This window comes from Streptomyces sp. NPDC097617 (assembly GCF_044761485.1).
Lineage (GTDB): Bacteria > Actinomycetota > Actinomycetes > Streptomycetales > Streptomycetaceae > Streptomyces.
The window spans coordinates 82,483-102,952 of sequence record NZ_JBIWCL010000031.1 but is presented as its reverse complement, the minus strand read 5'-3'; the positions used below and the strand labels follow the sequence as shown (position 1 = coordinate 102,952).

The following is a 20,470-nucleotide window of genomic DNA, read 5'->3' as shown; positions in this document are numbered from 1 at the left end:
GGCCCGGGGGGCCCCGGGGGGGGGGGCCCCGGGGGGTGGGGGCGGGGGGGCCCGCCCCATCACCCTACTGGTTTGTGGGGTGGGGTGGGGGGGGGGGGGGGGGGGGGGGGCCCCCCCCCGGGAGGGGGGCTAGCCGTAGCAGATGCAGGTCTCCCGGGTTTCGGGCTCGGAGCCGTAGACCTCGTTGGCCTGGCGCAGGATCGAGCTGAGGGCCTGGCACAGGTCCGAGTTGTTGTCGTGCCGTTCCTGGGCGGTGAGCTGGGCCCTCATCCACTTGATGAGGTAGCCCATGTCGCTGCCCGAGATCTCCATGGGCTCGTCGGAGACGAACTCGGGGACGTAAGGGGTGTAGACGAAGTCGGTGTCGGTGTCGGTGGTGGTGGTCTGGTCGCTCACAGTGGGGCCTTTCTGGGTGGGTGGCGACTTAGTGGGTGGACACTATGACTAACGCGTGATCCCACTGGGGGTACCGGGTGCGACCAGGGAAATCGGAGAAAGTTGCAGGTCAGAGCCCTACGCGGCGAAGTCGAAGAGGTCGAGCTGCTTCGGCTGCCGCTGGTGCCAGTCATGGGTCCGCAGCGGCCCGCCCGGGTAGCCCGGGAGGAACAGCAGGCACGTCTTGATGTTCGTCCCGCACATGGCGAACGAGTCGTCGGGCAGGGCCTCGATCTCGCCGCCGACCTCTTCGACCAGCTCGCGGAACTCCACGGCGGCCTTGTCGCTCCACCACATCAAGCCCTGGGACATGACCGAGACGAGGATGCCATCCTTCTTCATGAACCCGATCGCATGCTTGATGTGGTCGAGCCCGTTGGAGAACGGCGGGTTCATCACCACCCGGTCGAACCCTTCCGAGTAGTCCAGCGGGTCCAGGTCAAGGAAGTCGCCAGCGATGACCTTCCGGGAGTCGCCCTGTTCCCGCAGGACTTCCACCCGCCTGGTGTCGATTTCGACGCTGTCGACCAGGCCGCCGCGGCGGGCCAGCTCGGACGTCATGGCGCCCGAGCCGGCCGAGGGCTCCAGGACGGTCATCCCGGGGTACACCCCGGCCAGGTCGCAGATCTGCATAGTCAGGCTCGGCGGGGTCGGGAACCAGCCCTGCTCGTACTTCGACGGGTACTCGCCGGCTGCGAGGCAGTGCCGCAGGAACTCCTCGATCCGGTACGGGAAGACGTGCGCGCGGATCGCCTTGCGGCTCTCCCAGGTGGCGCCCATCTCCTTGAGGATGTCGTTCATCCGCCTCCAGACCGGCAGCTCGAATTGGAAGGGGATGTGCACCCGGTTGTCGCGGATCACGGTGCGGGGGTCGGTCAGGATCGCCAGGACGTCGGTCGGGAATCGCATGAGGCTCCTTCGGTTCACTGTCGGGTGGGTGGTGTTGCCCGTACCGGCGGGCCGGTGCTGGTGAGGCTGCGTGTCCCGCTACGGCCGCCGCGACGGGCGGGGCGGGGGTTGAGGGAGGGGCGCGCCGCGCACTTCCGTGAGGGCGCGCCGGTCCTCCCCACCCGGACCTTAGTGTCTGGACACTAAGGGCCGGGCCTGTCGAAGGGAGGTCAGACGGCGGCCTCGGCCTCCGTGGTGCCCTCGGCCACCGCGGCCGGGTTGATCTCGATGCCACCGGCCCGCACCGAGGCGATCGCCTGGGCCTTCGTCAGGTTGCCGATCACCTGGCCGGTGAGCTTGCGCAGGTGGGCCATGCGCTTGCTGTGGACCTCGACGCCTCCGGCGGCTCCGGCCAGCAGGAGAGCCAGCTCCTCCGGGTCCGCGGTGGCCAGCTCGGCCAGGATCTCGCCGGCGGCCGACAGGCGCTCGATCTTCTTCGTCAGCTTCGACCGCTCGGAGATGATGCGCTCGCGCTCCTCCTCGGGGACGTCATGGTCGCCGAGGAGCGACTCCTGGACGTCGCCCTTCTTGGCCGGGTTCTCCTCACTCAGGACGAAGAAGCTGCCCTGGGACTCGCGGCGCTCCTCCTCGGTGCGGCACGCCTTCACGAATGCCTCCGCGTCCCGGTCGCTGGCGAATCCACCCTGGGTGTACCGGCTGAGGAAGCGCATCTGGTTCTGCGGGCTCAGCTGTGCCGCGTACCAGGCCAGGTTGACGCCGAGCAGGCCCTTGGCGAGTGCGTCCTGCACCAAGCCGCACAGCTTGAGCAGGTCGATCCGCCACCCGACGTAGGCCGGGGACCGGCCGCACATCTCGCCGATCTCGTCGATCGTGTACCCGGCTGCCTCCAGGTCCTTGAAGGACTTCGCCTCTTCCATGGGCGTCATATCCGCGCGGCCGACGTTCTCGGCGACCTGCTTTGCGAGGAGTTCGCGGGAGCCGCCGACCGCGCCGTGTAGGACGAGGGCGGTCATCTCGGTGAGGCCGGCCATCTTGGCCGCGCGCCACCTGCGCTCGCCCATGATGATCGTGTACCGCCGGGTGCCCGTGTCGTACCGGACGCTGATTGGCTGGAGCTGGCCCAGCTTCCGCATGGAGCCCGCCAGTTCCTCCAGCTTCGCCTGGTCGAACAACTCGCGCGGCTGGTTCGGGTCGCGGTCGATCCGGTCGATCGGGATCGTCTTCTGGACCGTCTTGGCCTTCTCGGCGGTCTCGGCCGCCTTCTCGGCGACGGCCGCGCGGCGCTTGCTGACCTTCGTGGGCTCGACCACCTTCTTCGCGGCCGGGGCCTTCTTCGCGACGGCCTTGGTCCGGGTGGCCTTCGTCGCGGAGGCCTTCTCGGTGACCTCGGCTACTTCGGCGGTGGCGGTGGCGGTGATGTCGGTCATGGTCTCCGGCCTCTCGCTGTGCGGTGTGGAGCTTAGTGGGTGGACACTATGACTAACTTCGGAAGTCCCCTGGGGTACCGGGCTGGACGAGAGAAATTGCAGGTCAGACGCGGTTTTTTCGGTCCCCTTCGTGCCCGCCTCAGTCTCCGTCGGGGGCGCGTCGGCCGGCGCCTGGTCCTCGCCGGTCTCGGCGGCCAGGGCCTGCACCTCGGCCATCTCGGCCGCGCTCCTGCGGCCGGTCACCATGTCCCACTGGATGAGCCGGACGTCCGGGCCGGGGACGGACACGCTCCTCGGGTTGGACCGCAAGACCTCGTGCCAGCGCCCATCGGCCTGCACCCAGTCGCCCTTCTTGAAGTCGGCCCGGCTCCAGACCTTCGGGGTCTCGGGCCCCGGTGCGGGCTCCTCGGCCGGAGGCTGCTCCTCGATGGCGGGCTCCTCGCCGGTGTCGGCTGCCGCCGGGGTCTCCTCCTCGACGGCGGGCTCCGGAGCCGGCTGCTCGGCGACCACCGCGGCGGGCTCCTCCGTCTGCGGTTTCGGCTTGATGCTGCGCACGAAGCCGCTGCGGTCCCGGGACACCACCCAGTCGTCCGCGCCGCACTCGTAGCCGTGCTCGCCGAGGAGTCGTGTGATCTCGGCCTGGAGTACCTGCGACCAGACCGCGCGGCGGAACGTCTCCCCTTCCTTGGGCGTGATCTTCACGGGCTCGAAGTCCTTGTGCGGGCGGCTGCCCCCGTTGAGCCACGTCAGGGTCGCCTCGGCGCCGCTCATCGGGCAGGTGACGTAGATCCGCTTCGCCGCCTTCGGGTCGGTGCGCTTCTTCGGCGCCTTCGTCTTCGCCCCTTCCAGGGCCTCGCGCACCACGCTGGCCGGCTGCTCCTCCGAGGCCGCGCGAGCCGCCTTGGTGCCGGGGACCTTCCCGTCGGCGAGGAAGGCGAGCATCGCCGCCTCGGGGCACCGCGCGCGGGCATTGGTGTAGTCCGCCGCGTGCGTCCAGAGCTGACCGTCCTCGAAGGTGGCGTCCTCCAAGGTCATGACCTGCTTCGAGGCCAGCCGCAGGTTCCACGCGATCGACAGCGTCTTGGGGTTGACCCGGGCCACCTGGTACCAGGTGCCGGAGTAGAGCACGAAGTCCCTGGGCGCGAAGTCCCCGGGCCTCCAGATCTTCACGCCCTCGGCTTCGGCCTTCGCCACGATCGCCTCCCAGTACGCGATCTCCTCCTTGAAGTCCCGGATCAGCCGCGCGTGCCGGTCGACGGAGTCGTAGCCCTTCTCGACGGCTTCCGCGTGGTGCCGCTCCTGCTGTCGCAGGTCGGCGCCCAGGCGCTCCAGGCGCCGCAGGGTGCGATAGGGGTCCTTGCGGTGCTTCGCGTAGTTCTCGGCGGCCCCGGCCCGGTTGGCCCAGTACCCCGCGCGGTCGCAGTCCTCGAACGACTTCCGCATGTTCGTGTCGATCCGCGCGGCGTCGCGCCGGGCGCGGCCCTCGCTGTGGTGGCCGACGAGGATCGGCTGCCCCATCTCGAACCGCTTCGAGATCTGGTCGGCCGCCGATCGCCGGGCGTCGGCCGAGGCGACAGCCCGGCCCGCACGGTCGCCGAACCGGTCAGCCCTGCCCTCGGCGCGCTCCTCGCGGTCAGCCTCGGCCTCCGCGAAGGACCGGCGCTCTTCTTCGTTGATCGCGATCGTGACCTCGTGGCCGGCCGCGCGCAGGGCCTCGGCCGCGCGGTTGATGCGCCACATGTCGGCTTCCTTGTCCTGTGACCGCCGGACGTAGAGGCCCTCCACGTCGCGCGAGAACCAGAAGCCGTGGTTCCGCACGATCTCGAAGATCCCGTCGCCCTTCCGGGAGCCGGTGAGGATCGTGCCCTCCGCTCGCGTGTGGTTGATCTCGATGGTCGCCACGGGGCGTACCTCCTTGGGTGGGTGAGGGGCGGGCCGGATGACCCGCCCCGGGGTGGTCAGCGGACGCGCGTGGCGATCGTGGCGGCGTCGACGATGGACAAGGTCTCGCCCCAGGTGGCCTCGATGTACTCGCAGGTGTCGCCGCCCCAGCCGCTGCTGCCGGAGATGTACGCCCGGCCGCTCTCCGGGGGGAGCTGGACGGTCCAGGTGAAGCCGCCGTGGTCCACGCGGGTGTTGAGGCCGAGGTTCGTTCGCTGCCAGCTGGTGGCGGTGGCCGCTGCGGTGAAGATGGCGGCGATGGCGGTGGGGTCGATGCTGGCCATGTGGAGCTCCCTGGAGGTTGGGGCTTAGTGGGTGGACACTATGACTAACTCCCGAACACCCCTGGGGTACCGGGTGATTCGCGGGAAATCGGAGAAAGTTGCAGTTCAGGGACCCGGGGCCCGGCGGGGTCGCCGGGCCCCGGGTGGATCAGAACTCCTTGAGGATGTCGTCGGCGGTGTCGAGGTAGCGGACGAACACCCAGGGGGCGACCTGGTTGAGGTGGCCCGTGTCCTCGACGACCAGGGCGATGAACTCGGCGATGGCCTTCGGGGTGCGCTCGATGCCCTCGGAGGCCAGGCCGGCCGCGATGCCGCGGTACCGGGCCGCCACGTTCGGGTGAAGGTCGTCCAGGCCCAGCTCCTCCTTGGCGAACGCGATGAGGTCAGCCAGGCCCTCGATGTCGGCGGTGGTGAAGATGCTGTTCGCGGTGGCGGTCATGGGTGACTCCCTGAGGCTTGGAGCTTAGTGGGTGGACACTATGATTAACTTCCGAACACCCCTGAGGTACCGGGTAAATCGCGGGAGATCGGAGAAAGTTGCAGGTCAGACGGCCGACCAGTTCGCCGGGCGCTGGTCGGTGTGCCACCCGCCGTGGTGTCCCTGCCGGGCCTCCGCGTTGTCGCGGACCTCGGTCCCGCACCAGCAGAGCACCATCGGCCCCCACGGGCTGGCGTCCGCCTCCCGGTCGAGCTGGGCGCCGGCCTCCAGTCGCGCTTCCGCCCAGGCGTAGATCAGTGCCTTACCCGCCTCCCCGGCCGCCTCGCCGGGCGTCTTGCCCTCCTCGATGGCGGCCAGGTAGCGACGCCCGATGAATCGCACGGCGCGGGTGCCGGTGAAGGTGTCGACCAGGCCCTCCAAGTCGAGGCGCGGGAAGGACTCGTGGAGCGACTGGGCGGCGAAGGCCGCGATCTTGCCGATGGCGTCGCCGAGGTCGCTGGCCTCGCGGGCGGTGGGGGTCGCGGTGGCGCGCATGGGTGGGCCCTTCTGGGAGGAGGAGGGCGGGGCCGGTCGGCCCCGCCCGGGGTGCTGCTGGTCAGTTGGCGAGGATCGCCTCGCCGGCCGGGGTGAGGGTGACCGGCTGCCCCTCGGAGGCGGGGCCGGTGCTGTCCATCTGCGCCCATCCCTTGCTGATCGTGAACTCGACCATCGCCAGGCGGGGTGTGCTCCCGTCCTCGACGGTGACCTTGCCGGCCGCGTGAACCTTGACGCCGTTGCCGCGGATGGCTTCCAGGGTCTGCACCTGCTGGCGGACGGTGGTTCCCAGGCCGTCGATGACGACGGGCTCCATCTCCGGAACGGCCGCCTCGGCCGGGGTCTCGTCCTCGTCGATCTCGATCGTGTCGGTCGCGTCCAGGAAGCGGCGCAGGCCGTCCTGCTCGGCGAGCTGGGACGCGTTGCGGATCATGCTGGTGCTCATGGACAGGCCGTAGTGGAGCAGGACCTCGAGGCACTCCTCGCGCTGCTTGGCCAGGCCCTCGCGGACGCCGAGGCGGTCGATGCGGTTCAGGAGCTGCATCCAGGGCTTCGCCTTGCCCTCGGCGACCAGGACGGCGTCCATGAGGCCGTCGAGCTGCGCACCCTGGAAGGTGAGCGCGTCGGCCAGGCGCTGACGGGCCGCACCGGCCTCCTCGAAGGTGGAGTTGGCGCGCCTGGTGAGGCGGCTGAGGGCGATCTTGGCGTCCATGGTGGCTCCTTGCGAGGTGGTGTGTGTTAGTGGGTGGACACTATGACTAACGCCATATCCCCCTGGGGGTACCGGGGCGACGGGAAGAAATCAGGAAAGTTTTCGCAGGTCAGAGCCCTTCGCAGTCAACCCGGCGCGCCTCGCGTGACGCGCGCCATAGTGGGCAGGCACTAGGCTGCTGGCATGGATCGCCCCGAACTTCCCGCCGTCTTCGCCGCCCTCGCCGAGCTGGCCGGCGAGCCCACTGTCGACCGCGCGCAGATCCTCGGCCGCGCGCTCAAGGCCGTACCCGACCTCTCGGCCTGGATCCGATCGGAGAGGCAGCACACGGTCCGCGCGCTGCTCGACATGCCGCAGCACAGCGCCAAGACCCTGTCCGGCCCCCTGGAGGTCACCCCGCAGCGCGTCCACGACATCGCCGCCGGGCACCGCGCCACCCAGAACAGGCGAGCCGCAGCCGCGAAGGCCACGGCCACCGACTGACCCCCTGGGGGAAAGAGGAGCGCCCGCCCGCTGCCCGGAGAGGGCGGCGGGCGGGCGCTCGTCGCGCTGACGGCTCACGACGCGTCCACGAAGAGGCCGAGCTGTTCGACGTCGTCCGGCGCGACCGTCAGCGGGGGCAACCCCTTCGGTCGCAGCTCGGGCGTCTGCGGCAACTCCGGCTTCGGCGTCGGGCGTCCGACCTCGGCGCGCAGCTCGGCGACCAGGCCGGGGTCGATGCGGTGCGCCTCGATCTCCTCGTCGGTCGGCACCCAGCCCACGGGCCGGCTGCGGCCGAGGCGGTGCGTGATGCCCTGCACCCGGGCCCACACGTTCCACAGGCGCTCGTCGCGCGCCTCCCAGGCGTGCAGTTCCTCCATGGCCGCGTACATCACCTCTCGGCGGGCCAGGCGATGCCGGTGCTGCTCGTCGGCCGCCGCGCTCTGGCTGGTGGCCAGCTCGCCGCCGAGGAGCGGGTGGAGAGCTTCCCGGTCCATCCGGGGCCCTTCATGACCGGGGGTCGGCCGGTAGACCCGCCACAGGTGCAGCGCCTCGCGGCCGTCGGCGGTGACACTGACCCGCTTGTACCCGGTACCGAAGGGCTCGGAGATGGCGAGGAATCCGGCGTTCACCAGCGGGGTCAGGCGGCCTTCCGCGACGGGCTGCCCGGCGTACCCGGGCCGGGGGAAGTAGCGCAGCACGCCGTCCTGCCGGTACTGGAGCTGGACGGCAGCCGCGGCGGCCATCAGGTCGGCTTGGGCGGTCGACCAACCGAGCTTGTTCGCGCGGGCCCTGGCCCATGCCCGCTCGCGGGCTCCCTCGAGGAACTTGCTCGCCACCGAGCCGGCCGGGGGCAGCTCGGGCGCGGGCTCCGGCTCGGCTGCTTCCGGCTCCGGGATGGGCTCGGGGGTCGTCGGCGCGGCCGGGGCGGGCGGTTCCTCGCGGATCCGGGCGCCGTAGTTCGCGACGCCGGTCATCGGGCGGTCGCCGCTCGGGTAGCGCACCGAGACGCGGAACGGGAGCGGGCCCTCGCTCGACAGGCGCTCGATCTCGTCGGCGTACGCGGCGATCGTCTCGTCCGAGTGCCGGGTGAGGGGGAGGACGAAGGTGCCGATGTGCTCGCCGTTGCGGTAGTCGCCGGTCACGCGGAAGTTGTCGCCCTGGACGAGGCCAAGACCGCGCAGGATGCGCGCGATGGCCACGGTCGGGGTCCGGGGTGGGGTGGTGGGACTCAAGGGGGCTCCCGGCATAAGACTTAGTGGATGGACACTATGACTAACTCTGGTGACCCGCTGAGGCACCGGGTACGACCCGGGAAAGAGCGGGAGATCTGGCCGCCCGGACGTGTCCGGACACCTGCCCGGCTGTCCGGGCCGGTGTCCGCAGGGCTCACGTTCTCACTGGTCAGCGCGTCCGGACAGCGTCCGGACGCGCTGTCCGGATGGGCTGGTCACCCCTGGTCGTACACGTCCGCCCAGTACTGGCGGTCCTCGCGGCCGACCTCGCGCGCCGAGGGCTCGGCCGGGACCGGTGCCGGGGCCGTGACCGCGTCGGTGAAGCTCAAGGGAAGGCCGGTGACGAACTCGGCGGCCACGTCGTGGCGGTGGCGGGTCGCAAGCCGGCGGGCCTCGTTGCGGTCGCCCCCGAAGCCCTGGAGGCGACCGCAGGAGCATGAGGCCGTGCTCACCGAGGAGTGCATCATCCCGGCGCGGCGGCCCGGCCGGTTGAGCCCGGCCGTAACCGCCTGGCGGCCGAGGTCGGCGGGCCGCGACCACCCGGTGGGCTCGGCGGTCGTCGTGCGGTGCGCGAGGGCGAGCAGCCCGAGGCGGGCCGTCAGGGTGAGGCGCACTCGGCCGTCTCCCTCGGCGGTGACGAGCTTGCGGGCGCGGAGCGCCGCGGTGGCCATCGGGCTGATCTCGACCAGCCCAGCCAGGATGTACCGGCGCCCGGCGCCGCTCTCCATGTACCGGGCGGGGCGCACCTCGTCGATCGTCGTCAGGTCGCGCACGACCGCGTCGGTCAGGTTCCCCACGGGCATCTGGGGGACGAGGGTGATCGAGCGGTGCAGCAGGGCGCCGGAGCCGAGCTGGCGTCGGGTCCAGGTGATGAGGGCGCCGCCCTCGCGGGTCGCCTCGATCGCGTAGCCGCGCCGTACGGCCTGGCGCAGGAGCAGGAGGCCGTGCGCCTCGCTGGCGGTGCCCTCGGTGACGTCGTGCGCGTGGGTGATGGTCTCGCGGAACATGGGCGGGTCCTCCTAGGTCGTCGGGTGTGGGTGCGTCACGCGGCGATGAGCGGGCGGGCGGGCTCGATGTCCCGGATGAGTTGCCAGACCTCGCCAGGGGTGATGCCGTACGGGACGTTCAGCTCGGCGAGGACCTGGCCGCCGTCGAAGACCGTGAGCCGGCCGGGCAGGTGCTGGGCTGCGCGCGAGCCGGTGTGCGGCCGGTAGACCGTGGGGTACGCGTCGGCCCGCCCGTGGATCTCGACCTCGGCGGCCAGGGCGGCGTGCGCGGTGTGGACGTCGAGCAGGCCGACCAGGGCGGCCGTCGCCTCCTGGTCGTCGCTGCTGCCGAGGAGGCCGGTGCCGAGGACGTCGAGGAGGCGGGCACGCAGCGTGTGCTCGCTGCGGACATGCTCCGGGTTGGCGGGCATGAGGTCGTCCAGGCCCGGGAGGTATCCGGCCAGCGGGGCGGAGACGTAACCGATGACCACGGGCGGGAAGCTCTCGGGGGCGGCCATCCGGGCGCGCCAGAGGATGGCCTCGGCGCGGTCGGCGATGTCGTGGTCTCCGTCGAGGCCGCGCAGGACGGCGCTGGCCTGGCCGAGCTGGCGGGCGATGAGGCGCAGGGCCTTCGCGTCGGGGTGACCGACGGCGCGGCCCCGGATGATTCCGGCGAGGAGGCGGGCGCGCTGGGCGGTGCTCGTTTGCTGGTTCATGCTCGGTGTCCTCTCGTGATGGCGGTCAGGCGCGGGCGGTGGCGAGGAGGTGCGCGGCGGCGCCGTGGTAGCAGGGGGAGGTGGCCCGCAGGCCGGCCGGGCAGTTGCACTGGCCGGTGGCCGCGGTGCGGTAGATCTCGCTGCCGTCGTCGGAGACGACGAGGAACACGCGGTTCGAGCGGAGGGGGACGAGGCCGCCCATCTCCAGAAGCTCGACCGCCTTGGCCAGCTGGTAGGGCTGGAAGGCGGTCGGGGGGTTGAGGCGGGCGGTGCGGCGGACCATGCGCCTGCACTTGGGGCCGAGGCCGTCCGGGGAGGGCTTCCGCAGGACCCTGCGGCACTTGAGGCACCGGGCGGGGTGGGGGGTGGTGTCCGGTGCGCTCATGGCCTGTCCTTTGGGGGGTGGTGAGTGGTTACATCAACATCATTTCCGTAATTCATTTCGGATAATCCATTACGGGAAAGTGATTCAGCAAAGAGTTGGCAAACCTGCGCATGACCTGGACGACGTCCGCGCAGGCCAAGGGCTGTTCAGCGCTGTTCAGCGCTGTTCAGCGAACGGCGCTGAACAGCACGACGCCCCGCCCTCCACAGGGGAGAGCGGGGCGTCGTGCGGGACGTCGAGGTGGAGCCTCAGTGGTCGGTGCGGACCAGTCGGATCAGGGTGGCGACCTCGCTCACCGGCTCGTCATCCAGGGCGAGTTCGAGCGTCGAGGAGCCGGCCGCCCGAGTCACCCGGCCGCGCAGCCCGCCGTCACGGAACCCGACCTCGCTCACGCCGGGTTTGGCCAGCTCCCCGAGCGGGGGCCACGGAGTGTCATCGCACTCGCAGTCCTCGTCGTGGTAGCAGGAGTTCCGGTCCTCGGCCACGACCCTGATGCGCTCGTACTCGGCGTCGGTCAGAGCGCGGAAGACGACGCGGGCCCGGTCCCCGAAGGACTTGGCGAGGATGTGCGCCGTGATCCCGGGGGCCGCCATCTGGCACCAGGACTCGGGGCCTTCACCCTTCCACGTCTCGTGGATGGCGCCCCGGCCGCCGTTGGCTTCGATCAGGTAGAGGCTCGCGACGTGCGCGGCGGCCTTCGCGGCCGTCCGGGCGCTGTCGCGGGCCGCCCGGAACGTGGTCGCCATGCTGTCGGACGTGGGGTTTTTGTCCATGTCGGTCCTTCGCGGTGGAGAGGGGCTCGGGTGCTGGCCAGCTACTCGGCGGCCGTCGGCCGCTTGCAGGAGTCGTGCCGGTCGCAGTTGCAGTGCCCGCACGCGACGCACATCTGCCCGGCCTCCAGGCCGCAGACGCCGCAGCCGCCGGACGCGTCGAGGCCCGCGTCGTCCAGCGCCATCGCCAGGTCGAGCATCGAGTTGCGGTCGAAGCGGCGCCGGGGCTGACACCGGCCGTCGCACCGGGCGGGACTGCCGAGGAGTACCGCGTCCTCGCCGTCGTGCGCGGTCTCGCAGACGGCCGGCCGGACGGTGACCGTGATTTCGCGGACGAGCAGGCTGCCTTCGCCCTTGATGTCGGCGGCCGACCGGAGGTCGCCGACCTGGTGGATCATCTCGCGGCCCTCCGCGTCCGTGTCGGCGATGGGGCGGTCCTGGGCGCGGGCAACGCCCCAAACGATGTTGCGCAGTTCGCCGGAGCCGACCGCGGTGAAGTGCCGGTCTTCTTCGAGGGCGGGGTGCTCGATCGTGACGTTGTACATGGTGAGGCTCCTCGGTGCGGGCTGGCTGGTAGTCAGGCGAGGCGGGCGATGGCGGCGGACTCGCAGTTGCGGCACAGGACCGAGATCCGGCCGAACTGCTCGGCGTTCAGCACGCGGTACACGGCCAGTCCGCAGATCGCCGAGTCGGCGTCCGGCTCCGCGAAGTGCGGGTCGAAGTCCTCCGTGGTGTGAACGGCGACCAGGCCGGCGCGGTCGCGGAGGGCGAGGATCTCCACGTTCCGCTCGCTGCCGCTGCCGAGCCGGTTCAGGGCGAACGCGGCGGCGGCCAGCGGGGAGGAGGAGGCGAGGCGCTCCACGTAGGTGCGGGGGGTGTTGTCGGACACGTGATGCCTTCCGGGTGGGGTGGTGAGTGGTTACACCAACATTCTTTCCGGAATGACTTACGCGAAACCAATTAACCGGAATGAATTACGGGAACGAGCTGTCCGAACCTGGTTTGCCGTAACTGGCTTGTGGAACACTCGTGGCATGAGCCGAACCGGACCGCGCAACACGCACGCCGACTACCAGCCCAGCGCGACGATGCTCGCCGCGATCAAGGAGTGGGAGGACGCCGTCGCGCTTGAGGAGAAGACCCGGCACGCCGCCCGCCAGGCCGTCGCCGAGGAGCTGCGCACCGCGAACGTCTCCCATGGCGCGCTCGCTCCGCACACGCCGTGGACCGAGGGGACCATCACCGGCATCGCCCGCGAGTACAAGGTCCCCGGGCTCCGCCAGCGCAAGGCTTCCACCGACGACAGCTGACCAGACGGCTCCGGCGCGATCGGGGCATGCGAGAGGCCGCACACGATTCGCGTGCGGCCTCTCGCATGCCCGCAGCTCGGCGGGGAAGGGTGGCCTACAGGTGCCGGATCGCGATCGTCACGACGATCGCGAGGATCATCAGGCTGCCGATCAACCACTGCCCCGGCGGGACGTCGGAGAAGCGGAACGGCGCGGGCTCCGGCTTCGCGGCGTCCGCTCGGGCGCAGCAGCAGCACTGCCCATGCGGAGTGTGCTGGGTGTGGCTCATCGCCGCTTCCCTCCTCATTCAGATCACCTCCATCATGGCGGAACGAGGGCCCCTCCGGCTACGCCTTGCGCTGCTTCGATGACCGAGCGTCAGCGTCCGTCGTAGTGCTCGATCCTTGAGGCGGAGGGGCCGTTGGCGGGGTCGGGGACTGATCGGAACCCGCGCGCTTTCTGCTCGGCGGTCCACCTCTCCGACACCTCTCCGGCTGCTCTCCGCTCCTCTCCGGCCGCCGGAGAGTTCGCAGGTCGGGGGCACTCTCCGGGGGTGGAGAGCGGTCCGGAGAGTGCCCCTGGACCGCCTTCGGGGGAGGGCAGTGGCGGCAGCTCGGTTCGGTGCACTCCGGACCGCCCGGCGACCCCCAGCGCGCGGAACTTACGGGAGGGGTCGTAGCCGGCCGCGGTGAGGTGGTTCCGCAGCTCCTCGTTGGTGGCCTGGGAGAGGCCGGGGAGGTGCTTCCGCATGAGGGGCCGGAGGGTGCTGAGATGCACCCCGTTCTCGCTCCCGATCGAGGCTCGAAGGAGAGCCGTCAGGGGGTCTTCCTGGGGGGTCTCCTCACCGCCCGTTTCCGGGTCCTCTCCGGCCTCTTCCGCACCCTCTTCCGTGCCCTCTTCCTGGGGTTCACCGTCGCCCACTTCGGGGGCCACCGGGGCCTCCTCCACTGAGGCTTCCTTAGCGGGGGCCGCCGCGCGGCCGAGGAGGCGAGCCATCAGGCCCTTCCGGGGAGCCTCGGACGCGGCCTCCTTCGTCGTCTCGGCGGTCGCCCTCGCGACCTCTTCCTTGCCCTTTTCGGTGGCGCCCTTCTTCGCGCCGCCTTCCCCCTTCTTCGCGGGCTTCCCGGCTGGGATCTGGATGCGGCCCGTCGCGGCCATTGCCATGGTGGACAAGATCGCGAGGGTGGCGACCATCCAGGCGTGCTGGTACTCGTCACACAGCTTTACGACGGCGTAGACGACGAACCCGGCGCCCACGAACCGGGCCCCGAGGCTCCCGCGCTCGCCGTACTTCCCGGACAGCCATCCGACGATGAGGACCAGGAGCACGCGGATGCCCCGGCCGTACCAGGCGAGCATCTGCGGCAGTTCGCGCAGGATTCGGCCGAGGCCTCGGCGGAGTGGCGGTCCGGCTGCCTTGGTCGCCTCGACTGCGAGCGGGCCCAGCTCTGCGAGCGGGCGGACGTCGTAGTACGGCTGGAGCCCTGCGATCAGGCCGCACCGCGGTTCCTCGTCCTCGGCGATCTCGTCGTCGGGTTCCTCGTCGTCGGCGTCGTCCTGGTCGTCGTCGCGGCCCCCGTCCTCGATGGCGGGGTGGGCGTCGTCCAGGGGCTCGTCGTCTGCCGGAGGAGACGAGACGATGGCGATCGGGGCAGGCCACTCCCCCACCCTCGGGGCTTCGTAGGGCTCGGGGTCGGGGACGGCGTGGAGGTGGGCGCCCATCAGGAGAAGCTCTGCATGATCGTGTCGATCTTCTCGGCCATGAGGGAGAACGCTCCGCCCGCGCCGGATGCGACGTACCAGTAGGCGACGCCGATCACAGCGACCTGCCTCGTCGTGAGCTTCTTGTAGAGGATCACGCCCGTGAGGAACAGAGCGACGCCGGCCATGGCGACGCCCGGAACGACCTTGCCGAACAGGCCGATGAGGTCGTTGATGAAGCTCGATACGAGGTCGAAGGGCGTCCCGGCGGCTTTGTAGGCGGCCCCGGCGACCATGGACAGGAACAGGGTCCACCACCAGCCGAGCGGCTTGACCTTGCCGCCGGTGGTGGTACCGAAGAAGAGGATGCCGGTGAGGCCGAGGGCGAGGCCGGCGGCGCCGAAGGCGGGGATCAGACTCATGCTGCTTTCCGTTCGGGTGTGGGCGGTCAGGCGGCCGGGATGCCGTAGTACAGGGCGCCGACGATCATCGAGACGAGCGGGATGCGGGTGGCCCAGGAGAACAGGGGGAACCAGCCGCGGGTGCGGTAGTCGAGGACCGTGATGCCGGCCGCGACGCCGTACCAGATGGCGACGTAGAAGTCCGTCCAGGAGTCGTACGTCGCGGCCAGGTAGGCGACCTCGGCGGTGAAGAACTGGGGGACGCCGAGATAGAAGCCCGCGCCGAGGGCGGTCCCGTTGTAGAGCAGGTGCTTCGTCTTGGGCTGCATCTCGGTGAATGCCTCGATCAGCGACTTCTTCTGACCGGCTGAGTCCTTGCCGAACACCGGGCGCTTGTACGTCTTCTCGCCGGTGCCACGGACGCCCCAGCGGCGGCGGACGGCGGACGGCACCTCGTCGGCGGGCTCGTCGTCACCCTCCTCACCCTCGTCGCCGGAGATCCCTTCCAGCTCGTCGTACTCGTCCGGGACTTCGAGCTGTGTCTCACAGCCGGAGCACCAGTACGCGACGAGTTCGTTCGTGGGCTTGGCACGGACCTCGTGCGGGTTGGGGTGCTCGCAGGTCTCGGCGACCGGAGGAACGTGGTGGGGGACACCGTTGATCCACTTCACGGTCCCGACCGCAGCCCGGGAGCGCCTGGCGGCGTCCTCGTCACTGCTGAGCGAGGCCTTGGGCTCCCACCAGTTGGGGATGCGGTGCCCGCCGTCAGAGCGGCCCGGAGCGGCGACGGGCGGAGGGTCCTTCGGCTCCGGCGGGATCTTCGGCTCGTCCTCCGACTCGGCCTCCGGCTCTTCCTCGGGCTCCCCCGCCGCCGCCTCCCCTGTGTTCTTGGGCAGGCGGCGGAACTGGAAGACGTCCCGGGCGCGGAACGGTTTCTCGCCTTCGGGCGCCTCGGCCTCGCTGGTCTCCTCGTCGGTGGTGTCGCTCACCAGGATCCCCAGTCAGTCAGGGCGGCCAAGAGGCCGGCGAGGGCGGTCATGGCGCCGATGAACCGGAGGTCGCTCGCCTTCGCGTACACGGCGAAGAGAAGGCCGACGAGGCCGCCGAGCAGTACGAGATGGATCACGGGTCATTTCCTTCGGTACGCAGGGAAGAGGGCTGCGGCGCGGGCGCCCGGGTGCGGGCCCGTCGCGCGGTGGCGACGCCCGATGGCGCGCAGGACGGGCACGATGCGGTCGGCGGGGACGATCCGAAGAGAATCGAACATCCATTCCCTTCTGGGGTCCGGACTTTCCGCCGGACCTTCCATGGACACGAGCGCGATGACCGGACTTTTCAGCGCTCGGGAGACGGCGCGGGCTTCGTGCCGGATGCCGTTCAGTCGCGCGCTCACGTCGCGGTCGCCGTGCATGAGCCGGCCGGACTCGACCCTGAGCGGCCAACGTGCGGACCACTTCTTGCTGTCGAGGACGATCACGACTCCGGACGGGCTCACCAGGAGGTGATCCACGTTCGCGTCGCCGGTGGGCAGGGCGCGGTCGTGGAGGACCGTCCAGCCCTCCCGGACCAGCGGCTTGAGCCGGGCCGCGGTGGCCCTCTCCCCCACCGCCCCGGCATCCCACTGGTTCGCCCGGCGGCCGTGCGCGGTCTGGATGCCGACGAGGGCGGCGAGGCGAACCAGTGGGCTGCGGAGGCGGCGGGCCTCGGCGGCGGCCGAGGATCCCGCGCCGGGCCGCTGCCGGTCCTGGAAGTACAGGGCGACGGCGGCGGCCACGGCGAGGATGACGATGAGGGTCACGAGACTTTCCGGTTCTTCCGGGTCGGGTCGACGCGCTGAGCGGTGCGTCGGACGGTGTCGGCGAGGGCCGACTTGTCGGGGTGGCCGGCCGCGAGGACGGCGGCGACGAGGCCCGCGTCCGTGACCTCCGCGTCGGCGCCGATCTCCTTCCGGCAGATCGCGGCGATCGCGGGGCGGCTGATGTCGGACACGGGCGGAACCGGCGTCGACTGCTCGGCGCCCTGGTCGTGCTGCTGGTCCGCCGGAGGAACCGGGGGGACTGAACTTCCCTGGTTCGCGGGCGGGGTGACCGGGGCAGGGGCCGCTGGGGCGACGGGCGGCACCGGGGCCGGGGTGGGCGCGGCCGGGGGAACAGCGGGCGCCGCCGGGGCGATGACGACCGCGGGTGCGGGTACAGGCTCGGGTGCGGGCTCGGCTGCCGCCTCGGTGAGGCTGCGTGCGGCCTCGGTGCGCCCGAGGATCGCGTCGGCGGCCTGGTACTCGGCTCCGCCGACCGCCCGCTGGTACGCCGCACGCCGGTTGAGGCGGCGGACCCGGCCGGCGAGCAGCGCGCGCCCGGCCAACCTCTGCTCCTGCTCGTCTACCCAGTGCGCGACACCGGCGTCGAGCGGGACGGCGTACTCGCGGAGCAGCAGCCACCACGAGCCCTTCGCGACCAGGTCGACGCACGCGCCGAAGCCGCCCGCCCAGGGCTGGTTCAACGTGTGGCCGTACGCGGCGACCGCCCCCATGCTGAGCAGCAGGAAGAACCAGCCGCCGATCTTCGCGGGGCGGGCCTTGCCCGGGGCGGTCCGGTTCAGCCACTCGATGCCGAGGCAGTACATCCAGGCGATGGCGAACACTGAGCCCATGCCGTACGCGATGACGGTGGGGACGAGCGGGCCGAGGAGGCCGCCGAGGCTCGCGGTGCCGCCGATCACGGCGATCACCGTGAAGGTGATCGCAATTCCGGTGACGCCGCGCAGGATCAGTTCGTCCCACTCGCGGGGCGGGACCGGCTCCCATCCGTCGTACGGCTCGCGGCGGGTGGACGGGATGCCGTCGATCTCGGTGGTCACGCTCCGGTACAGGCGGATCTTCCGGTACTTCACGCCTTCGATGCGCGCCTGCTGCTCGGGGGCCTGGTCCATGGTGTTCCTCTCCGGGTGGTGCACGCGCAGGACGGGCCCGCCCTCGGAGGAAAGAGGGCGGGCCCGGCCCGGTCTGGGGTTACGTCCTGCCGAAGCGGCGTCGGCTGGGTTCGGTACCGGCGGCGTCGCCGTCGCGGAACACGCGGGCGCGGTGGTTCTGGCGCCGCTGCCGGGCGGCCCGGTCGGTGGCGGGCTCGCGGTCCGAGTAGTTGCTGGCCGCGAGCTGGCGGTCGCTGCCGCCTCGGATCCAGTCGGGGACGATCTTCATCGGTGTCCCCGCGCCTTCTCCTTGCTGATCTGCTCCGCGCGATCGGCCTGGGCGCGGGCGAGGAGTTCGGCGGACGTCGCGTCCTTGTCCTCGGCGGCGGGGGTCGTGGTCGTGTCGTTCATCAGCGCACCGCCACGGCGCGGAGGACGGCGTCCGTCCAGGCCTTGCACTTCGCGCACACGAACTGGCGGCCGTCGCGGCGCATGGTGCGCCGACAGCACTTCGGGGCGGTCATCAGCGGGCCGCCTTCGAGGTCGGCTGGGTGGGCACGGACGGCCTCTTCGTCGGGACCGGCTCCCTGCGCGGCCCCGGGATGCCCGTGATCCTCGGGATCGCGGGGGCGTTGTCGTCCTCGGTCCACTCGTGGCCAGCTTCCGCGAGGACGCCGCGCGCGAGCAGGGCGTACTCGCCGCGCGTGATGTCCTGGCGCAGCTCGGGGGCCAGAGCGAACGCGGCGCGGGCCAGCTTGTCGGCGCCGCCGCTGAGGCTGCGGTCCGACAGCTCGTACGCCTCCGCGCCGATGGCGAGGAGCAGCAGGTGCTGCTCCAGCTCTTCGGTCGGGTTGACCTCGGTGAAGTGCTCGGCGACGGCGAGCAGCACGCGGGGTGCCGCCTCCGCCACGTCGAGCGCATTCAGATCAGTAGAGTTGGGCACGGCGTCAGCTCCTGTGTGGCAGGTGTCTGGCGCGGCCCCCGGTCGGCGTTTCTGAGGCCCCGACCGGGGGCCGACTTGTACGCAACGTGGTGTTGCTTGCCCGACTGTATGGGACTCCCATACAGTCGGGCAAGCGGCTATGACGGAAAGAGACCGAATGGCCGACGATCAGGCAGATGGCGGGGAGGTGGCACAGCGCGTGTTCGACGCTCTTGAAGCCCTCAAGTCCCTTGAGGACGAGGCGCTGCGCGCCAGAGAGATCAGCACGTTTCTGCGGGCGTACGGGCCGAAGATCAAAGAGCTGAGCGACCTCCGCCGGGACTACGTACTCGGCCAGCGAGCCCAGGAAGTATCGGTCCGGAAGCTAGCCGCGCAGATCGGCGTGTCCCCCTCCACCGTCCAGGACATCGAGCGTGGCTACTCCGGGTCGGGCAAGACCCGGCCACGAAAGGCGAGGGATGACGATGGCGGAGGATCCGGCGGCCAGGTCGGCGACTGAGACGGCCGGAGGAGAGATCGTCCAGCCCGCAGGCCCTGACTATCTCGCGGTCCACGTCCACGGAACGCCAGTGCACTGCTCCAACCGGAAGGGGCAAGTCGCGAGCTGAGGATGTGCGGCACACCGAACGGCCCCCGCTCCCGGCTAAGGGAACGGGGGCCGTCGTCGTGTCCGGACAGTGTCCGGGCCGGTCAGGGGCGTGCCCGGTGTCCGGCGCTGATGGCGGCGGCGAGGCCGATCCATCCCTTGTGCCACGCCTGGTCGAGGAAGGCCCCGGCGCGGGGGTCGCGGCAGAGCCAGCCGCCCTTGCCGGCTGCGTGGGCGGCGCGGACGAGGAGTGGGGCGTCGTCGGAGTCGTCAGCCCAGTGCCCGGCGCAGCGGTCGGCCACGTAGTGGGTGACGGCGGAGACGGCGAGGCCGGCGGCGGCGCGGCGCCAGTCGAGGCCGAGGCGGAGGTGCCGGTCGGCGGCGTACAGGGCGAGCGCCTGGGTGGCCGTGTACGAGCAGACGTGGCGGAGGCAGGCGGCGGCACCTTCCGGGCCGTGCTTACCCTTCGCGGCTGCGTCGTCGTCCCGTTGCACGAGGTAGTCACCGACCTCGTGGGCTGTGGTGAGCGCGGCGTAAGCGGCGGCGAACGCGGCTGCTGCGCCTGTGGAGTTGCTGTTCACGTGAGGCTCCTTGTCGGTCAATCTCCAGGGTTGCCGCGCGGGCGCGGCGCCAGTGCCCAGCGGTGGGCACTGGAGGCTTGAGGGACATCACGGCGCACGAGAGCGGCCCTTCCTCCCTGGGTGGGGTGGAAGGGCCGCTCTCGGCGTCCGGACGGTGTCCGGGCTGGTCAGGTTGTCCGGCGCCAGAGTGGGACGACGGTCTCGGGGCCGCCTTCGGCGACGAGCGCCCGGCGAGGGGCGGGGAATCCGCCGGCCGGGGGCACGCTGGTATCGGTCGACAGGAACAGGGTGGTGCTCCACTCGACGTGGTAGGTCCGGCCGTCGGGGCGAGGCCACTGCCGGGCGCCGCGGGTGGCGGTGGCCTCGCCGAGTGCGAAGACGTGATGGTCGGGCGGGGCGGGCACCTCGTGCTCGTCCAGGTCGACGCACTTCCACTGCGGGACGAGGGTGTAGAGCGTCTCCCCGCCCGGGGTCTTCGACCAGGTGTCGACAGCCACCCACGTTCCCCGGCGCTGCCACAGCCCTTGGGCGAGCCGCGACAGCGCCGGAGGGTCGGGGTGGTCGTCGGGGGCGCTGAACGCGACCAGGCCCGGGGCGGCCGGGGCGTACGGGAACGGACCGGTTCTCTGGTGGATGGCGGGCTCGCGGGTTCTGTAGACGTAGCCGAGCATCACCGGGTCCTCATCGAACCGGTGGGTGATCGCCTGGTCGTGGGCGGGCTCGCCTCCGTCGCCGGTGTACGGGGTGATCCGTACCGCAAGACACCGGGAGTACGACGGCGGGTGAGAAACGATCTCGTCATCGCGCAC

General features: G+C 71.1%; 29 protein-coding genes. 3 read left to right on the top strand and 26 right to left on the bottom strand.

Going from position 1 to position 20,470, the window contains the following annotated elements:
- Nucleotides 1-129: 129 nt before the first annotated feature.
- The 7 genes from ACIQZO_RS35145 to ACIQZO_RS35115 form a co-directional block, all read right to left on the bottom strand.
- Nucleotides 130-396, bottom strand: a complete 267-nt coding sequence (locus ACIQZO_RS35145; protein WP_403634446.1) for a hypothetical protein — start codon at nt 394-396, stop codon at nt 130-132.
- Nucleotides 397-513: 117 nt separating this feature from the next.
- A complete protein-coding gene (locus ACIQZO_RS35140) occupies nt 514-1,344 on the bottom strand; it encodes an rRNA adenine N-6-methyltransferase family protein (RefSeq protein WP_403634444.1) in 831 nt (276 codons plus the stop codon).
- A gap of 209 nt (nt 1,345-1,553) precedes the next feature.
- Nucleotides 1,554-4,673, bottom strand: a complete 3,120-nt coding sequence (locus tag ACIQZO_RS35135) for a ParB/RepB/Spo0J family partition protein (protein WP_403634441.1) — start codon at nt 4,671-4,673, stop codon at nt 1,554-1,556.
- Nucleotides 4,674-4,729: 56 nt separating this feature from the next.
- Nucleotides 4,730-4,996 (bottom strand): hypothetical protein, encoded by a 267-nt coding sequence (locus ACIQZO_RS35130; RefSeq protein WP_403634439.1) that lies wholly within the window; start codon nt 4,994-4,996, stop codon nt 4,730-4,732.
- A gap of 148 nt (nt 4,997-5,144) precedes the next feature.
- On the bottom strand, nt 5,145-5,435 hold the full coding sequence (locus ACIQZO_RS35125) for a hypothetical protein (protein ID WP_403634437.1): 291 nt from the start codon (nt 5,433-5,435) through the stop codon (nt 5,145-5,147).
- A 105-nt stretch (nt 5,436-5,540) separates the two neighbouring features.
- Nucleotides 5,541-5,969 (bottom strand): hypothetical protein, encoded by a 429-nt coding sequence (locus ACIQZO_RS35120; RefSeq protein WP_403634435.1) that lies wholly within the window; start codon nt 5,967-5,969, stop codon nt 5,541-5,543.
- Nucleotides 5,970-6,030: 61 nt separating this feature from the next.
- Entirely contained in the window at nt 6,031-6,681 is a 651-nt protein-coding gene (locus tag ACIQZO_RS35115) for a hypothetical protein (RefSeq protein ID WP_403634433.1), read from the bottom strand.
- A 183-nt stretch (nt 6,682-6,864) separates the two neighbouring features.
- Here ACIQZO_RS35115 and ACIQZO_RS35110 point away from each other — a divergent pair, with 183 nt between their 5' ends.
- Nucleotides 6,865-7,164 carry a sigma-70 family RNA polymerase sigma factor gene (locus ACIQZO_RS35110; protein WP_403634431.1) on the top strand — a complete coding sequence of 100 codons (300 nt, stop codon included), beginning with the start codon at nt 6,865-6,867 and terminating at the stop codon, nt 7,162-7,164.
- A 74-nt stretch (nt 7,165-7,238) separates the two neighbouring features.
- On the opposite strand, the gene ACIQZO_RS35105 is transcribed toward ACIQZO_RS35110, so the two are convergent.
- From ACIQZO_RS35105 to ACIQZO_RS35075, 7 genes are all read right to left on the bottom strand, one after another.
- A complete protein-coding gene (locus tag ACIQZO_RS35105) occupies nt 7,239-8,396 on the bottom strand; it encodes a hypothetical protein (RefSeq protein ID WP_403634428.1) in 1,158 nt (385 codons plus the stop codon).
- 215 nt (nt 8,397-8,611) lie between these two features.
- Entirely contained in the window at nt 8,612-9,403 is a 792-nt protein-coding gene (locus tag ACIQZO_RS35100) for a hypothetical protein (protein ID WP_403634425.1), read from the bottom strand.
- Between the two features lie 35 nt (nt 9,404-9,438).
- A complete protein-coding gene (locus ACIQZO_RS35095) occupies nt 9,439-10,098 on the bottom strand; it encodes a hypothetical protein (protein WP_403634423.1) in 660 nt (219 codons plus the stop codon).
- 25 nt (nt 10,099-10,123) lie between these two features.
- Complete coding sequence (locus ACIQZO_RS35090) at nt 10,124-10,483, bottom strand: hypothetical protein (RefSeq protein WP_403634420.1); 360 nt, start codon at nt 10,481-10,483, stop codon at nt 10,124-10,126.
- Nucleotides 10,484-10,731: 248 nt separating this feature from the next.
- Entirely contained in the window at nt 10,732-11,256 is a 525-nt protein-coding gene (locus ACIQZO_RS35085; RefSeq protein WP_403634418.1) for a hypothetical protein, read from the bottom strand.
- 41 nt (nt 11,257-11,297) lie between these two features.
- Nucleotides 11,298-11,798 carry a hypothetical protein gene (locus ACIQZO_RS35080; RefSeq protein WP_403634415.1) on the bottom strand — a complete coding sequence of 167 codons (501 nt, stop codon included), beginning with the start codon at nt 11,796-11,798 and terminating at the stop codon, nt 11,298-11,300.
- A gap of 32 nt (nt 11,799-11,830) precedes the next feature.
- Entirely contained in the window at nt 11,831-12,142 is a 312-nt protein-coding gene (locus ACIQZO_RS35075) for a hypothetical protein (RefSeq protein ID WP_403634413.1), read from the bottom strand.
- A 145-nt stretch (nt 12,143-12,287) separates the two neighbouring features.
- Between ACIQZO_RS35075 and ACIQZO_RS35070 the strand changes: the two genes are divergently transcribed.
- The gene (locus ACIQZO_RS35070) at nt 12,288-12,563 is read left to right on the top strand and encodes a hypothetical protein (protein ID WP_403634410.1); all 276 of its coding nucleotides are present in this window, start codon (nt 12,288-12,290) and stop codon (nt 12,561-12,563) included.
- 94 nt (nt 12,564-12,657) lie between these two features.
- On the opposite strand, the gene ACIQZO_RS35065 is transcribed toward ACIQZO_RS35070, so the two are convergent.
- The 10 genes from ACIQZO_RS35065 to ACIQZO_RS35020 form a co-directional block, all read right to left on the bottom strand.
- Nucleotides 12,658-12,831 carry a hypothetical protein gene (locus ACIQZO_RS35065; protein WP_403634407.1) on the bottom strand — a complete coding sequence of 58 codons (174 nt, stop codon included), beginning with the start codon at nt 12,829-12,831 and terminating at the stop codon, nt 12,658-12,660.
- A gap of 89 nt (nt 12,832-12,920) precedes the next feature.
- On the bottom strand, nt 12,921-14,264 hold the full coding sequence (locus ACIQZO_RS35060) for a hypothetical protein (protein WP_403634404.1): 1,344 nt from the start codon (nt 14,262-14,264) through the stop codon (nt 12,921-12,923).
- Nucleotides 14,264-14,665, bottom strand: coding sequence for a hypothetical protein (locus tag ACIQZO_RS35055; RefSeq protein ID WP_403634401.1), 402 nt, complete (start codon nt 14,663-14,665; stop codon nt 14,264-14,266). Before ACIQZO_RS35055 ends, ACIQZO_RS35060 begins: the two co-directional genes overlap by 1 nt.
- A gap of 26 nt (nt 14,666-14,691) precedes the next feature.
- Nucleotides 14,692-15,633 (bottom strand): hypothetical protein, encoded by a 942-nt coding sequence (locus ACIQZO_RS35050; RefSeq protein ID WP_403634399.1) that lies wholly within the window; start codon nt 15,631-15,633, stop codon nt 14,692-14,694.
- Nucleotides 15,630-15,770: a hypothetical protein gene (locus tag ACIQZO_RS35045; RefSeq protein WP_403634396.1), complete on the bottom strand. Its 141-nt coding sequence runs from the start codon at nt 15,768-15,770 to the stop codon at nt 15,630-15,632. Before ACIQZO_RS35045 ends, ACIQZO_RS35050 begins: the two co-directional genes overlap by 4 nt.
- Before the next feature lie 3 nt (nt 15,771-15,773).
- Nucleotides 15,774-16,442, bottom strand: a complete 669-nt coding sequence (locus ACIQZO_RS35040; RefSeq protein WP_403634393.1) for a nuclease-related domain-containing protein — start codon at nt 16,440-16,442, stop codon at nt 15,774-15,776.
- On the bottom strand, nt 16,439-17,572 hold the full coding sequence (locus tag ACIQZO_RS35035; protein WP_403634390.1) for a hypothetical protein: 1,134 nt from the start codon (nt 17,570-17,572) through the stop codon (nt 16,439-16,441). Before ACIQZO_RS35035 ends, ACIQZO_RS35040 begins: the two co-directional genes overlap by 4 nt.
- A 79-nt stretch (nt 17,573-17,651) precedes the next feature.
- Nucleotides 17,652-17,840: a hypothetical protein gene (locus tag ACIQZO_RS35030; RefSeq protein ID WP_403634387.1), complete on the bottom strand. Its 189-nt coding sequence runs from the start codon at nt 17,838-17,840 to the stop codon at nt 17,652-17,654.
- On the bottom strand, nt 17,837-17,962 hold the full coding sequence (locus ACIQZO_RS35025) for a hypothetical protein (protein WP_403634384.1): 126 nt from the start codon (nt 17,960-17,962) through the stop codon (nt 17,837-17,839). The genes ACIQZO_RS35030 and ACIQZO_RS35025 overlap by 4 nt, the downstream gene beginning before the upstream one ends.
- A gap of 112 nt (nt 17,963-18,074) precedes the next feature.
- Complete coding sequence (locus tag ACIQZO_RS35020) at nt 18,075-18,494, bottom strand: hypothetical protein (protein ID WP_403634381.1); 420 nt, start codon at nt 18,492-18,494, stop codon at nt 18,075-18,077.
- A gap of 157 nt (nt 18,495-18,651) precedes the next feature.
- Between ACIQZO_RS35020 and ACIQZO_RS35015 the strand changes: the two genes are divergently transcribed.
- Complete coding sequence (locus tag ACIQZO_RS35015) at nt 18,652-18,993, top strand: helix-turn-helix domain-containing protein (RefSeq protein WP_403634378.1); 342 nt, start codon at nt 18,652-18,654, stop codon at nt 18,991-18,993.
- Between the two features lie 191 nt (nt 18,994-19,184).
- Here the strand turns inward: ACIQZO_RS35015 and ACIQZO_RS35010 are convergent, their stop codons facing one another.
- Complete coding sequence (locus ACIQZO_RS35010) at nt 19,185-19,661, bottom strand: hypothetical protein (RefSeq protein ID WP_403634375.1); 477 nt, start codon at nt 19,659-19,661, stop codon at nt 19,185-19,187.
- A gap of 167 nt (nt 19,662-19,828) precedes the next feature.
- Complete coding sequence (locus ACIQZO_RS35005; RefSeq protein ID WP_403634373.1) at nt 19,829-20,470, bottom strand: hypothetical protein; 642 nt, start codon at nt 20,468-20,470, stop codon at nt 19,829-19,831.